Here is a 13,604-nt window from a genome sequence, read left to right as displayed (position 1 = left end):
GTTGACTGTATTTGGTCATATTCTTGAAAGTGCATAATGGTGATTGTGCACTTTTTTTATGCATTTTTGAGATCGGTGTTGAAAAAATATACTCAAAAAGCGCATTTTTAAAATCCTGTTACAACTATCAACCCGAAGATTTAAATAATCTAAATAGATGAAAATCTGCATTCTAAAATAAATTAAAGAGAAAAAAGACCAAATAGGATAATTAAAAAATAATAAATAAAAACAGTAATATATTGGTTTTTCATAAACCAAAATGGTGACTTTTATAAAAAAAATATGCGCTTATTTTTAAACATGGCACAGCGCTTGCTAATACCTCATTGAGTTCAACGAAATAACCAAAAAATACGTCGTCGCACGATGTGGGGGAACAAACCATGAAATTTGCACTTAAAGCTTTATCAATCGCTGTACTAGGAGTAGCATCGACGTTTACTTTTGCTGAAGCACCTGCTTCTGAGCATTCTGTATCCGGAAATATCGGCGTACTGTCTAGCTATAATTTACGTGGTATTACCAATGTGCCTGAAAATAGCGGCGCAACTATTCAAGGTGGTTTGGACTATAGCCATGCGTCAGGCTTCTATGCAGGTTACTGGGGTTCAACCTTAGATTATGCACTTGGTGAAGAAGGTCGTGATTCTTTTGAACATGACTTTTATGCAGGTTATAACGGCAAAATTACTGAAGATTTAGGTTATACCGTCGGTGGTACGTATTATTACTACTATGAATCGGATGTTGATTCAGATGGTTTCGAAACACTTTTAGGATTGAACTACAAAGACTTTAGCGTATCTGCGCAAACCTTAACGCAAAATACGACTTGGGGTAACAAGGGCGATACGTATATCTTAGGTAGCTATAGCTATGCATTGCCAAAAGATTTCACGCTAAATACTTCATTGGGCCTATATGCATATGGTGATGATGACGAATTTGTAGAAACCACTGAAGACTTTGGCTTCCGTCATTTTACAGCAGGTTTAAGCCATCCATTGGGTGACACTGGTGCGAGCGTAAATATGGATTATATCGTGGGTGGTTATGACCGTCTGGATGAAAAACAAAAGAATAAAGTCGTATTTGGCTTGAAATACGAATTCTAATTTTAAAAAGTATTAAAAATGGCGACCTAGGGTCGCCATTTTTTTAAGCATTGAGTTGGCTTCGATAGGACAGCGCTTCAGAAATGTGTTGAGCTTGAATGTGTTCACTTTGAGCCAAGTCGGCAATAGTTCTGGCAACACGTAACACCCGATGATAGGCACGCGCAGATAAATTCATTCTCTGCTGGGCTAACTGTAAAATATTCTGTGCAGTAGCATCCAAAACTGCTTGTTGCTCCAATTGCGTCGGCGTCAATGCCATATTGGATTTTTGCTGGCGATCTATTTGTAACGCATAAGCTTGAATGACACGATGCCTAACCTCACTTGAGCTTTCAACCTCATGCGAACTTTGTAATTCATGTGCTGCCAGTGGCGGGACATCTATATGTAAATCAATACGATCTAATAATGGACCTGAAATACGGTTTTGATAGCGTTTAATACTTTCAGCACTACATTGACAGCGGCTGTCTTGGTTAAAGGCATAGCCACATGGGCAAGGATTCATCGCCGCAATTAGTTGAAAATTTGCAGGGAAGGTGATTTGACGAGAAGCCCGTGAAATCACAATTTCTTTGGATTCGAGTGGTTGCCGTAACACCTCCAAAACCTTTCGATCAAATTCAGGCAGCTCATCTAAAAATAAAACTCCTAAATGTGCCAAGGTGATTTCACCCGGTTTAGGATTTGATCCTCCACCGACGAGGGCAATCGCAGATGCGGTATGGTGTGGCGCACGAAATGGACGCTGCCCAAAATGATGATTTGCACCTGCAATAGAATAAATACTCGCGACTTGCAAATTTTCTTGCATATCTAAGGGGGGCAGAATACTGGGTAAACGCGAGGCGAGTAGCGTTTTGCCTGTGCCTGGTGGGCCCCGAAATAGTAGAGAATGACCGCCAGCCGCTGCAATTTCTAAAGCACGACGTGGTCTGAGTTGACCTTTCACATCAGATAAATCAAAAGGGTAACTGTGTTGATTGGCTGACGATGTTGAAGGGTGGCTACTGATTAAGGCTGAACGACTTAAATGTTCACATACATCCTTAAGATGCTGTGCAGGAAAGACTTGGAACTCCGGCAGTTGTGCCGCTTCATCGGCATTGAGTGCCGGTAGAATCAGATGATGCCCGATATGCTGACAGGCAATGGCTATGCTTAAGATGCCACTGACAGGTCGTAAATAGCCATCAAGTGCCAATTCTCCAATAAATTCAAAGCCATCTGCTGCATTTTCAGGAAGTTGTCCTGACGCGATCAGAATCCCTAAAGCAATGGCGAGATCTAAACGTGAACCATCTTTGGGTAAATCTGCGGGTGCAAGATTAATGGTCAGACGTTTGGTTGGGAACTGAAAGCCACTATTAATAATCGCAGAGCGGACACGGTCTTTACTTTCACGGACAGCGGCCTCAGGTAGGCCCACAATGGTCAATGAAGGCAGACCTTGGCTGACATGGACTTCAACTTCAATTTGGGGTGCATTTAAGCCGAGCAAACCCCGAGTATAGATTTTGGCAAAAGACATATTATTGTTCCGTTATGGTGCATTATTTTTAATCGTTATGCGTCTTTTGTTGCACTAAAAAGGTGCTTATTTTTTGTTCTGAATTTTTTGTTCGAGTTCTTCGACGTGTTTCAACAATTCATTTAAACGTAAATTGGCATTATTCAGTGCAGTACGTTGGCGTTCGATTTCTTCTTTAGATACGAGATCCATTTTGCTCACAGCTTCGTTAAGTAAGCTGCGAAGATTATGTTCGATGTCTTTTTTCGGCTGATCGATTTGTTCTAATATCGCTTGTAATAAGGTTTCAATCATTGTTGTGACCATCCTCAGTGAATTGGTGGCAGCAGTTTAACATCGCCACATTCATGACCATAGTGCTTTCATTTAAATATGCGTTTAATCGATCAGTAAAATCGTAATTCTTCTAGTAAAAACGTCTATTTTTATAAGCATACGCAAGATTATCCGTATAAAATAGGTTATAAAGAAATCTCATGCTGGGCTGACTATTTTCCCCCGACTGTAGTCATATTGGCATGAAAATTGAACATAAAACCTTACAGGTGAAATAAGCCGAAGGAAAACAAAACATGAAGCTCGTAACTGCAATTGTAAAACCTTTTAAATTAGATGACGTGCGTGAAGCACTCTCTGAAAATGGTGTTCAAGGGATCACTGTCACTGAAGTTAAAGGCTTCGGTCGCCAGAAAGGTCACACTGAACTTTATCGTGGTGCTGAATATGTGGTTGATTTCTTACCAAAAGTAAAAATCGAAATCGCAATCAGTGATGAAATGGTCGATACCGTAATTGAATCAATTACTCGTGTTGCAAGCACAGGAAAAATTGGCGACGGTAAAATTTTTGTAAGCAATCTGGAACAAGTCATCCGTATCCGTACTGGTGAAACAGGTGCAGATGCCGTTTAAAAAATTGGCATGAAGTTTGCTGAGTAGCTAATAACTCAGAAAATCAGGTCGGGGGATACGAATGAAAAAGATGCTAATTGCACTCGGCTTGTCCAGTGCACTTTTAGGTGGTTCTGTTGCGTGGGCTGAAGAAAGCGCAACAGCACCTACAGAAGAAGTCACAGTAGTTGATACTGCAAATACAACAACGCTAAATACAACAGAAGCTGCAGTTCCAGTTGAAGCAGCGCCAGTACCTGCAGAAGAAGAGCCTAAGCTCGATACAGGTGATACAGCATGGATTTTAGTGTCCACTGCACTTGTTTTACTCATGACAATTCCCGGTTTAGCATTATTTTACGGCGGTATGGTCCGTAAGAAAAATGTACTCAGCACCATGGCACACAGTTTTGTTGCGGCAGGTGTTGTGAGCTTAACGTGGGTGATTGTGGGTTATACCTTAGCATTTGGTGAAGGTAATGCCTTTATCGGTAGCTTAGACAAATTTATGTTGTCGGGCATCACCACAGAAGCCTTGTCCGGTACGATTCCAGAGATTCTTTTTGTTATTTTCCAAATGACATTTGCCATCATTACCGTTGCCATTATTAGCGGTTCGATTGCTGAACGTATGAAATTCGGAGCTTTTGTTGCTTTCATCGCAATTTGGAGTGTCGTGGTTTATGCACCAATTACCCACTGGGTATGGGGCGGTGGTTGGTTAGGTAACGACGGTGCGCTTGATTTTGCGGGTGGTACGGTTGTTCACATCAACTCGGGTGTTGCGGGTCTCGTTGCAGCGTACATGCTTGGTAAACGTATGGGGCTTGGCCGTGAATCTATGGCACCACATAATCTAACGTTAACCGTCATCGGTGCAAGCCTTGTATGGGTAGGTTGGTTCGGTTTCAACGGTGGTTCTGCATTGGGTGCAAATGGTTCAGCTGGTTATGCATTGGTGGTAACACAAGTTGCAGCAGCGGCAGCAGCAGTGGCATGGTTAATTACTGAAAAAGTGGTTCGTGGTAAAGCGTCTGTCTTGGGCGGTGCTTCTGGTGCGGTAGCTGGTCTTGTGGTGATTACACCTGCGGCAGGTTTCGTAACAGTTGGTGGTGCTTTAGCGATGGGTCTGATCGGTGGTGTGGTTTGCTTCTGGGGGATTACTGCGCTGAAACGTGCGTTGAAAGCGGATGACTCTTTGGATGCGTTTGGTCTACATGGTGTCGGTGGTATCGTGGGTGCGATCCTTACAGCATTCTTTGCCAGCGAATTCATCATGGGTGATAAAGCACCGAGCGACTTAATGCATCAATTATGGGTTCAAGTCGAAGGCGTACTAGCGACTATTGCTTACTCAGCAGTGATGACATTCATTATCTTGAAAGTGATTGATCTAGTGATTGGCATCCGTGTTGAAGCTGATGACGAACGTATGGGTCTAGACTTAAGTCAACATGGTGAACGTGTAGAATAATAAGATCACAGTAAATCAATATATTGTGTAAAACAGCCCGAAAGGGCTGTTTTTTTTCCATATCTAGCGTAAAGCTCTACAAATTTCAAAATTTTTGCTACACTCTAAATCCATTCGGATTTGTTCAATTTAACCGCTATGCATTGTCCATTTTGCAACGCTGAAGACAGTAAAGTGATTGACTCACGTCTTGCTGCTGAAGGCTGTCAGATACGCCGCCGCCGTGAATGTATTAGTTGCGGTGAACGTTTTACAACTTTTGAAAGCTATGAAGTGGTGATGCCGCGTGTCATCAAGTCTGATTCAAAGAGTGAACCTTTTGATGAAGCCAAGCTCCGCCGCTCGCTCATGCATGCCTTGCAAAAGCGTCCAGTAACGCAAGAGCAAATTGAAACGGTACTCAGTGATATTCAATTACAAATTCGCCGTTTGGGTGAACGTGACGTGAAATCACGCACCATTGGTGAAATTGTTATGCAGTCTTTGTTTGCTTTAGATCATGTGGCTTATGTACGTTTTGCTTCTGTGTATCAAGACTTTCAAGATGTAGAAGCTTTTCGTCGTCAAATTGAGCAAATGCAGCAGCGTGAGCACTAATGCACATCTGCTTCCATTTTTATCATGAGTGATTACATGTCTGAGTTAGATCAAGTGACTTTGCAGCAGCATCAACAGTGGATGCGGCGTGCAATTGCATTGGCACAGCAGGGGCAATACAGCACTCGTCCCAATCCCAATGTGGGCTGTGTGATTGTCAAAGACGGTCAATTGGTTGGTGAAGGCTTTCATCCCAAAGCGGGTCAGCCGCATGCAGAAGTCTTTGCAATGCGTGATGCAGGTGAGGCCGCTCGTGGCGCAACCGCTTATGTGACTTTGGAGCCTTGTGCACACTATGGACGTACGCCACCTTGTGCCAAAGGCTTGGTAGAAGCAGGTGTCGCTCAAGTCGTTGTGGCATGTCCCGATCCCAACCCATTGGTTGCGGGTAAAGGTGTACAAATCCTACGTGATGCTGGCATTGAAGTGATTACGGGTATTTGTCAAGCAGAAGCGCATCAATTGAACTTGGGCTTTTTAAAAGCCATGGCGACGGGTATGCCTTATGTCCGCCTCAAAGTTGCATCGAGCCTGGATGGGCGTACTGCCATGGCCTCGGGTGAGTCTAAGTGGATAACCGGTTCGATGGCGCGACAAGATGTACAGCATTGGCGTGCGATATCAGGTGCTGTGATTACTGGGATTGAAACAGTATTAGCCGATGATTGCTTACTCAACGTACGTCAGCTCGATGATGCTGTTGATATGCGTAGCGTGGTTCAGCCGAAACGTATCGTGCTAGATCGCCAAGGCCGCTTGCCATTAACTGCAAAAATATTGCAACAACCTGAAACCGTGATGGTCATGGGGCCATATCGTCAGGAACTTGCTGACTTGGGCGTGGTACAATTTGAAATTCAGCCTTTGGCCGATCTGTTAGCAGCATGCGTTCAACAGTTCCAAATTTATGATGTCCTTGTGGAAGCCGGTGCGACACTTTCGACCGCTTTCTTACAAGAACATTTGATCGATGAAATGATCAGTTATGTTGCACCGACCTTGTTGGGTCAGTCAGCACGTGCGATGTTTAATGCGGAATTTGACCGCATGGCAGAGCAGCTTCGATTTAAGCTGAAAGATGTCACTCAATTGGGTGATGACATTCGCTTAAGGTTAATCCCTTCTCAAGAGACGCTATGAATTCAGAGTCTACGGTTTATCACAAACGTCGTCATGCGGCTCGTACCACAGACGAATATCTTTTCCATCAATTGGTTCCTTATTTGGGAAACAAACGCCGTCTATTACATCTGATTTTAGAAGCACTTGAGCAAACGGGAACCTTAAAACGCGAAGATGGTCGTGCGCCGATATTTGCTGACTTTTTTGCAGGCTCGGGTGTAGTGTCACGGTTGGCACGTCAAAACGGCTATCGTGTTATTGCCAATGACTGGGAACCCTACAGCCATGCCTTGAACAGCGCGATTCTCTCTTGTGTTGAAGCACCAGCGTTTAAAGAGTTGGGTGGCTATCAGAAAGCCATCGATTATCTGAACCGTTTGCCAGAAGTGAAAGGTTGGGTGACCCATAACTTGTGTCCACGTAATGATGAAATCTACGATCCGGCACGTGACCGCTTATTCTTTAAACGCCGTAATGGTATGCGTATCGATGCGATTCGTCAGCAAATTGCAACTTGGCAAGCTCAAGGCGCGATTGATGATGTGGAAATGAGTGCTTTATTAGCGCCGTTATTGTATTCAGCAAGTTTTGTCAGTAATACCAGCGGTGTATTTAAAAGCTTCCATCATGGTTGGGGCGGTAAAACCCAAGCGGCATTAGATCGTATCGGTTCTTTGTTATGGCTGACTCCAAGTCGTTTTTGTGAAATTGGTGATCCGAAAAAACCCGCCGCTGAAATGTGGTGTGTTGACGCACAGCATTTGGCTAACCAAATGAGTGGCTTTGAAGTGGATGTGGCTTATCTCGATCCACCGTATAACCAGCACGCTTACAGCAGTAACTACCATGTGTTGAATGCTTTAACGTTATGGGATCAGGTGGATTTACCAACACCAGACACCAAGGGTTTTAAGAGCGGAATCGATCGTGCATGGCGTAAAGAACGTCCAAGTCCGTATAATTCTTCGAAGCATGCGAAAGAAGCTTATGAAAAATTATTAGAAACCATCAATGCACGTTACATCCTGACGAGCTATTCAACCGATGGTAATATCAGCGCCACAGATTTATTACAAGCCAATTTAAAACGTGGCCGAGTAAGCTTATTGACGCAAGATGTACCACGTTACCGCGTGAGTAAGCAGCGTCAGTCTGAACGTGCACGCGTACTAGAGTTTATTGTCATCACGGATACGCATGCCAAATCAGGTCCACCGATCCGTCAGTTGTTGAGTCAATTGCACCATTTTGCAGAATTAGGTGGTGTCGATACCTCTGGCGTGAGCACGCAACTTGATTTGTGGTAAAAATCATCGCCCCATATTTTTCAGGGATTGAACATGTTTACAGGCATTATTGAAAGTCTAGGTAAAGTTGAAAGCATTCAAAACGTGGGTGGCGATGTCCGCTTGCGTATCCAGACAGATTTAGACATGTCGGATGTGCATTTGGGGGACTCGATTGCCACCAATGGCATTTGCTTAACCGTGATTGACTTTGGCAGCAATTGGTATGCAGCTGATGTATCACGTGAAAGTTTAAATCGGACCACTTTGGAACACTGGAAAGCAGGGCAGGCAGTAAATGTGGAAAAAGCCATGTTGCCGACCACGCGTTTTGGTGGACATATTGTCAGTGGTCATGTCGATGCAGTGGGTGAAATCACTCAAGTTCGTTCAGATGCACGTTCAATTTATTTTGAAGTTACCGCACCGAAAGAAATTGCACGCTATTTAGCAGAAAAAGGCTCTGTGACCGTGGACGGTATTAGCCTGACGATTAACCATTTACGTGGCAATGTGCTGAGCTTAAATTTAATTCCGCATACGGCGGAACGAACCAATATTGGCACATGGAAGGCTGGGGCTAAAGTGAACTTAGAAGTGGATGTTTTAGCACGTTATATTGAGCGTTTATTGCTCGCTGATAAAGCCGCTGAGACCACAGCGCAATCGAAAATTAGCTTAGATTTTCTCGCTGAAAATGGCTTCTTGAAATAAGTTGATACCGAAGAAAACCAAACAGTCTGATTGAAAAATTAGACTGTTTTTTTATTTTTGGTGATAATGCGTCGCGGAATGACATATATGATGAATAATCAGACAGGTGATAATGATTGATTTCTTACTGAATCTGGAACAGTGGTTACCCATGTTATTGGAAAATTATGGTGTGTGGATTTATGCCATTTTATTTCTGGTGATATTTTCAGAAACGGGTTCAGTATTTATGTTCTTCCTGCCGGGAGACAGCCTATTGCTTGCCATCGGCGCATTATGCTCAACGACGGAAGTGGTGCATTTACACACCATGGGGCTGATGTTATTTGTCGCATCAGTCTTGGGCTACTGCGTCAATTACTACACGGGCAGCGTGCTAGGCATTAAGTACTTTAATAAGCACACACGTTACTTTAAGCCCGAATATATGGTCAAAACCAATAAATATTTTATGAAACATGGTGGTAAAACGATTTTAGTCGCACGCTTTGTACCCTTTGTACGTTCTTTTGCGCCTTTTGCTGCTGGATCTGCACGCATGAACCTTGGCACATTTATGTTCTATAACGTGCTAGGTGGTTTCATCTGGATTGGATTATTACTCGGTATCGGTTATTTCCTAGGACATACCGTTTCTGCAGTTGCAGATTTGGTCTAAGCCAAACTTAGACCTAAAAAAAGCCCACAGTTGTGGGCTTTTTTTATGGAGTAGATGACCACTTAGTGTTTTGTAACGGTCACTACATCAAGGGTTTGAAAAATCGAGCTGTGGGGCGGTTGCTGAATGCTAAAACCACCTTTTTCTGATTCACGGCTGAGATAAACCGAAATACTGTGAAAGTCTGAATGACTCAGCCAAAGATCTTTGGCACGGATGTCCCATTGTTCTCCAGCAGATAGAGAGGATATTTTCTGGGTAATCTGGTGAATGATGTCCATATTGAATTCCCATCTGGATGCATGATTATATTTTTAGGATGCCTGAAGCATTGTATTTTGAGGGACAATGCTTCAGTCATATGAACATCATGTTGCAAATACATGTCAGTTTAATGACAGTGACCAGATTTCGATGCACGGCTTAAGATGCTTGGGACGATGTAGATTCTGTCGAAAAATTAGAGTTTTCTAAGATATAGTCAATTTCTTCTTGTGCGGCTGCTTTCAATTTTGCACGGAAATCACTGACGGCCATTTCGATTTGCGTTTCTGCTTCAAGTTCCAAACGCACGCGTACACTTTCGAGTTCTGACAACATCTGTCCTTCGCTGACCGATAAGCTTTGGCTTAATCCCGCTAAACCCGTTTCAGGATTTTTATGATAGCGAGCGGCATAGTGTTGTACTTCACGATCAAGATTATGCTGCATCATGGTGAGCGCTTGCGTTTGTGCAGCAAAGCGTAACTCTTCGTCACGTTTCAGTTGTTCTGCATAGGCTTGTTCAGCTTCACGTTTTTCTTCTAAGGCTTTTTCTAAAGCCAATTGTTTACGAATACGAGCATCTTCAATCAGCTGTGCTTTCAAATCTGCATAGGCAGACTCAATTTTGTCAAAAGACACTTGCTGCTGCTGTTGGTCATTGACCAGCCATTGTTGAATGTCTGTATTGGGATTGAGTACATCGCAAACGCGACCAAGGTCATCAATAAAGGTCTGACGAATAGCTTCAGGTACTTTTAACCAGCGCTGTTTAAAGTCTGGACCGACATTCAATGCCATGGTGCATCTCCTTGCAAATAGGGTAAAACCAATATCACGTTAAAGTTTATGGGTCTGCGGTTGAACGCCCAAACGTCGATATTGTTTATATTTTTCACGCCCGATAATTTTAGCGGGTTCGTTATTTTCAATAATTTCGATAATGTGACTAAAACTTGCGAACTGTTCAAGTGCTTGATCGTTAAAATTAAACACAATCCAGTCGGCTTGCTCAGGCAATTGGGCAGAAATACAGACCGTTGCCTCGGGTTGATCGATACCATGGGGAATGAAACCTGTGTGATCGAAACTCCACAGGCGTTCATCAAGTTGTTGCTGTAAGTCTGGGTCAGCACAATGTAGCCAAATACGTACAGGCTGACGCAGGATCTTACGGCATAAACGACAAGTGCTTTCGACTTGTCGTTCAGGACTTTTTTCAAATAAATAAAAGCTAACTTTAGCCATTCGCTTGAGCACGATTCGCTAAGAATTGCATTAATAATGGTACAGGACGACCTGTTGCGCCTTTATTTGCACCAGAGTTCCATGCAGTCCCAGCAATGTCTAAATGCGCCCAACGGTATTCACGCGTAAAGCGTTGAAGGAAACATGCAGCGGTCACAGAGCCTGCTTTTGGACCACCAATGTTGGCAATATCTGCAAATGGAGAATCAAGTTGTTCTTGATAATCTTCAATCACTGGCATGCGCCATACGCGGTCAAAGCTATGTTGACCCGCAGCAGTCAATTCAGCCGCAAGTTCATCATCCGGAGTGAACATACCGGTAAGGACTGAACCTAATGCCACAACACATGCACCAGTGAGGGTTGCAATATCAATCACCAGTGCAGGGTTAAAGCGTTTTACATAGGTCAAGGTATCGCACAGCACCAAACGACCTTCGGCATCGGTATTTAAAATTTCAACGGTTTGACCGCTCATGGTCGTCACGATATCACCCGGGCGAGTGGCATGACCAGACGGCATGTTTTCTGCAGCAGCAATCGCGCCGACCACATGAATCGGTAATTTCGCTTCACACAGCGCACGGATGGTACCCAAAACTGATGCAGAACCGCACATGTCGAATTTCATTTCGTCCATGCCCGCACCTGGTTTAAGTGAGATACCACCAGTATCAAAAGTCACGCCTTTACCAACAAGCACTACAGGGGCTTCTTCACGATTTGAAAGGTATTCGATGGTAATAATACGGCCTGGACGGTCAGAACCTTTGCTCACAGCAAGGAAAGCACCCATACCGAGATCAGCCATTTGCTGTTCATCGAGTACAGTCACTTTGAGTTGATCTGGGAATTCAGCTGCAAGTGCATGAGCTTGTTCGGCTAAATATTCAGGAAAACAGATATTGCCCGGACGGTTACCTAAGTCACGAGTAAAACTTTGACCTGATTGCACTGCAGAAATTAATTCAAGCTGTGCAGTGGTTAATGGACTTTCAGTAGCGATTAAATGGATCTGCTCCAAAACAAATTCATTTTTTTTAGACTTGAATTCATCAAATGCATAAGCCGCTTGGGTCAGGCTAAGTGCAAATAAATAATGTTGTTCTTGTGGTAGAGCAGAGATATCGACACTGATCTGTTTGAATTTTTTTTGTGACGCTTTAATAATGGTTTGTGCAATTTTTGCAAATTTATTGACCTGTAATTCAGCAACTTTGCCGAGGCCTAAAAGTGCGCTATTGCGACAAGCGGCAATGTTCGCCACCAAAGGCAGGCTTTCATTGAGTGCCGCTTTAAATTGAGTCGCGTCAATTAAATTATCTAAATCATTGATTTGATATGAAGTAGCTGCATTTTTAACGTGCTCAGAATCTACTAATATCAATAAATATTGGCTGGACGCATTCGCTTGGAATGACGTATTAATAGAAAGTTTCATGTGCGGTATTTATGCCTTTTTAAATTTATAAACCATTAAACCATTGAAACATTTATATGAATAGAGTTTCAATGAGCAACAAGGGTATAGGTTTTATATTTTCTACATTCGGGTAAACTAACGCTAGTTTTTATTGGCCCTATTTTTGGAAGAATTAATTTGATTATTCGGCGTTATCTGGTCAAGCAAGTGGTGTCGACATCACTGGTTGTGATTGCCTTATTGACCTTGATCATGATGGGTGGTCGTTTGATCAAGTACTTTGGTGTGGCGGCGCAGGGTCGTTTAGATGCAAGTATTTTATTTAGCATCATTGGCTACCGTTTGCCTGAGTTTTTAACCTTAATTCTTCCGCTCGGTTTCTTTATTGGTCTGATGTTGGTCTTTGGTCGTCTGTATGTCGATCATGAAATGGCTGTGCTCAATGGTAGTGGTGTCAGTCGAAATCAATTGTCACGTTTATTGGTGCCGATGACTGTGGTCTTTATGGCTGTTCAAGCATTTTTGATGCTGTGGGCGTCGCCTTGGGGCATCCGTCAGTTTGAAGCATTAACGACTTCGCAAGCGGTACGAACAGGCTTTGACTTGGTTCGACCAAAAGAGTTTATTTCCTCTGGGCCCTATACCATTTATGCAGGGGACTTGTCAGAAGACCGTAAAAACTTAAAAGATATTTTCTTTTATCAGCGTGCAGAAAAAGAGGGTAAGCCTGATGTCATTATTTTGGCAAAAGAAGCGACCCGCGTCGAAGTGCCCAATGATAATGCCAATGTTGTTGATTTAGTTGAAGGTCGCCGTTACGAAATCTATCCGGGACAACCACGCTATTCTCAAGCTGAATTCCAAAATTATCGTTTACGTTTAGAAAATGATAAAGAAGCAAAATTTGAAAGTACCGAAGTAGAAGCTTTGCCAACCTCGAAGTTATGGGATAACCGTCATGATCCTGTGGTTGCCAGTGAACTTGGTTGGCGAATTTTTGTGCCGTTCGCTATTTTGGTGGCGTTATTGCTTGCCACCGCTTTGTCTGAGGTAAGTCCTCGTCAAGGGCGTTACCTAAAACTGTTCCCAGCCTTACTTATTTTTGCCAGTTTAATCGTGGCTTTAATGGCGATCAAAACGCGGATCAGTAAAGATGAAATGGGCATCTGGGCTTATCCACTGGTCTTAGTGATTTACGGTATTGCAGCAGCATTGTTCTCGCGTAAACAAAAATTAGCGCCCAAAATTAAGAAACAAATTCAGCGAGTGAGGTCTTAAA

At 43.2% G+C, this 13,604-nt stretch carries 15 protein-coding genes; 9 read left to right on the top strand and 6 right to left on the bottom strand.

Annotation, left to right across the window (positions count from 1 at the left end; genetic code table 11):
* The first annotated feature begins 386 nt into the window (after nt 1-386).
* Nucleotides 387-1,118 carry a TorF family putative porin gene (locus FTT92_RS10560; protein WP_180172087.1) on the top strand — a complete coding sequence of 244 codons (732 nt, stop codon included), beginning with the start codon at nt 387-389 and terminating at the stop codon, nt 1,116-1,118.
* A gap of 43 nt (nt 1,119-1,161) precedes the next feature.
* On the opposite strand, the gene FTT92_RS10555 is transcribed toward FTT92_RS10560, so the two are convergent.
* Nucleotides 1,162-2,652, bottom strand: coding sequence for a YifB family Mg chelatase-like AAA ATPase (locus tag FTT92_RS10555; protein WP_180172086.1), 1,491 nt, complete (start codon nt 2,650-2,652; stop codon nt 1,162-1,164).
* A 66-nt stretch (nt 2,653-2,718) separates the two neighbouring features.
* Nucleotides 2,719-2,946 (bottom strand): accessory factor UbiK family protein, encoded by a 228-nt coding sequence (locus FTT92_RS10550; RefSeq protein WP_168378234.1) that lies wholly within the window; start codon nt 2,944-2,946, stop codon nt 2,719-2,721.
* Nucleotides 2,947-3,224: 278 nt separating this feature from the next.
* Here FTT92_RS10550 and glnK point away from each other — a divergent pair, with 278 nt between their 5' ends.
* The 7 genes from glnK to FTT92_RS10515 all read left to right on the top strand — a co-directional run bounded on the left by glnK (nt 3,225) and on the right by FTT92_RS10515 (nt 9,393).
* Nucleotides 3,225-3,563, top strand: coding sequence for a P-II family nitrogen regulator (gene glnK / locus FTT92_RS10545; RefSeq protein ID WP_067763174.1), 339 nt, complete (start codon nt 3,225-3,227; stop codon nt 3,561-3,563).
* Between the two features lie 61 nt (nt 3,564-3,624).
* The gene (locus tag FTT92_RS10540; protein ID WP_180172085.1) at nt 3,625-5,016 is read left to right on the top strand and encodes an ammonium transporter; all 1,392 of its coding nucleotides are present in this window, start codon (nt 3,625-3,627) and stop codon (nt 5,014-5,016) included.
* 138 nt (nt 5,017-5,154) lie between these two features.
* Complete coding sequence (gene nrdR, locus FTT92_RS10535) at nt 5,155-5,613, top strand: transcriptional regulator NrdR (RefSeq protein WP_067763170.1); 459 nt, start codon at nt 5,155-5,157, stop codon at nt 5,611-5,613.
* Between the two features lie 36 nt (nt 5,614-5,649).
* Nucleotides 5,650-6,753 carry a bifunctional diaminohydroxyphosphoribosylaminopyrimidine deaminase/5-amino-6-(5-phosphoribosylamino)uracil reductase RibD gene (gene ribD, locus FTT92_RS10530; protein ID WP_180172084.1) on the top strand — a complete coding sequence of 368 codons (1,104 nt, stop codon included), beginning with the start codon at nt 5,650-5,652 and terminating at the stop codon, nt 6,751-6,753.
* On the top strand, nt 6,750-8,042 hold the full coding sequence (locus FTT92_RS10525; RefSeq protein ID WP_078189462.1) for a DNA adenine methylase: 1,293 nt from the start codon (nt 6,750-6,752) through the stop codon (nt 8,040-8,042). Before ribD ends, FTT92_RS10525 begins: the two co-directional genes overlap by 4 nt.
* A gap of 33 nt (nt 8,043-8,075) precedes the next feature.
* On the top strand, nt 8,076-8,735 hold the full coding sequence (locus FTT92_RS10520; RefSeq protein ID WP_180172083.1) for a riboflavin synthase: 660 nt from the start codon (nt 8,076-8,078) through the stop codon (nt 8,733-8,735).
* A 112-nt stretch (nt 8,736-8,847) separates the two neighbouring features.
* Nucleotides 8,848-9,393 carry a VTT domain-containing protein gene (locus FTT92_RS10515; RefSeq protein ID WP_111884846.1) on the top strand — a complete coding sequence of 182 codons (546 nt, stop codon included), beginning with the start codon at nt 8,848-8,850 and terminating at the stop codon, nt 9,391-9,393.
* A gap of 62 nt (nt 9,394-9,455) precedes the next feature.
* On the opposite strand, the gene FTT92_RS10510 is transcribed toward FTT92_RS10515, so the two are convergent.
* From FTT92_RS10510 to FTT92_RS10495, 4 genes are all read right to left on the bottom strand, one after another.
* Nucleotides 9,456-9,674 carry a hypothetical protein gene (locus FTT92_RS10510; RefSeq protein ID WP_078192596.1) on the bottom strand — a complete coding sequence of 73 codons (219 nt, stop codon included), beginning with the start codon at nt 9,672-9,674 and terminating at the stop codon, nt 9,456-9,458.
* A 142-nt stretch (nt 9,675-9,816) separates the two neighbouring features.
* Nucleotides 9,817-10,455 (bottom strand): hypothetical protein, encoded by a 639-nt coding sequence (locus FTT92_RS10505; RefSeq protein WP_180172082.1) that lies wholly within the window; start codon nt 10,453-10,455, stop codon nt 9,817-9,819.
* 39 nt (nt 10,456-10,494) lie between these two features.
* Nucleotides 10,495-10,902 (bottom strand): DNA polymerase III subunit chi, encoded by a 408-nt coding sequence (locus FTT92_RS10500; protein ID WP_078192594.1) that lies wholly within the window; start codon nt 10,900-10,902, stop codon nt 10,495-10,497.
* The gene (locus FTT92_RS10495; protein WP_180172081.1) at nt 10,895-12,343 is read right to left on the bottom strand and encodes a leucyl aminopeptidase; all 1,449 of its coding nucleotides are present in this window, start codon (nt 12,341-12,343) and stop codon (nt 10,895-10,897) included. Before FTT92_RS10495 ends, FTT92_RS10500 begins: the two co-directional genes overlap by 8 nt.
* A gap of 159 nt (nt 12,344-12,502) precedes the next feature.
* Between FTT92_RS10495 and lptF the strand changes: the two genes are divergently transcribed.
* A complete protein-coding gene (gene lptF / locus FTT92_RS10490) occupies nt 12,503-13,603 on the top strand; it encodes an LPS export ABC transporter permease LptF (protein WP_180039927.1) in 1,101 nt (366 codons plus the stop codon).
* The last annotated feature ends 1 nt before the right edge of the window (nt 13,604 follow it).

It is taken from the genome of Acinetobacter sp. YH12023, assembly GCF_013420135.1.
In the GTDB taxonomy this organism is placed as follows: domain Bacteria; phylum Pseudomonadota; class Gammaproteobacteria; order Pseudomonadales; family Moraxellaceae; genus Acinetobacter; species Acinetobacter amyesii.
Note: the sequence above shows the minus strand (reverse complement) of the source record. Positions and strands in the feature narration are given on the sequence as shown.

Coding starts and splice junctions, on each gene's coding strand:
- nrdR (WP_067763170.1), top strand. CDS start 5,155: ATGCATTGTCCATTTTGCAACGCTGAAGACAGTAAAGTGATTGACTCA.
- FTT92_RS10555 (WP_180172086.1), bottom strand. CDS start 2,652: ATGTCTTTTGCCAAAATCTATACTCGGGGTTTGCTCGGCTTAAATGCA.
- ribD (WP_180172084.1), top strand. CDS start 5,650: ATGTCTGAGTTAGATCAAGTGACTTTGCAGCAGCATCAACAGTGGATG.
- FTT92_RS10515 (WP_111884846.1), top strand. CDS start 8,848: ATGATTGATTTCTTACTGAATCTGGAACAGTGGTTACCCATGTTATTG.
- FTT92_RS10540 (WP_180172085.1), top strand. CDS start 3,625: ATGAAAAAGATGCTAATTGCACTCGGCTTGTCCAGTGCACTTTTAGGT.
- FTT92_RS10505 (WP_180172082.1), bottom strand. CDS start 10,455: ATGGCATTGAATGTCGGTCCAGACTTTAAACAGCGCTGGTTAAAAGTA.
- glnK (WP_067763174.1), top strand. CDS start 3,225: ATGAAGCTCGTAACTGCAATTGTAAAACCTTTTAAATTAGATGACGTG.
- FTT92_RS10560 (WP_180172087.1), top strand. CDS start 387: ATGAAATTTGCACTTAAAGCTTTATCAATCGCTGTACTAGGAGTAGCA.
- FTT92_RS10520 (WP_180172083.1), top strand. CDS start 8,076: ATGTTTACAGGCATTATTGAAAGTCTAGGTAAAGTTGAAAGCATTCAA.
- FTT92_RS10510 (WP_078192596.1), bottom strand. CDS start 9,674: ATGGACATCATTCACCAGATTACCCAGAAAATATCCTCTCTATCTGCT.
- FTT92_RS10525 (WP_078189462.1), top strand. CDS start 6,750: ATGAATTCAGAGTCTACGGTTTATCACAAACGTCGTCATGCGGCTCGT.
- FTT92_RS10495 (WP_180172081.1), bottom strand. CDS start 12,343: ATGAAACTTTCTATTAATACGTCATTCCAAGCGAATGCGTCCAGCCAA.
- FTT92_RS10500 (WP_078192594.1), bottom strand. CDS start 10,902: ATGGCTAAAGTTAGCTTTTATTTATTTGAAAAAAGTCCTGAACGACAA.
- FTT92_RS10550 (WP_168378234.1), bottom strand. CDS start 2,946: ATGATTGAAACCTTATTACAAGCGATATTAGAACAAATCGATCAGCCG.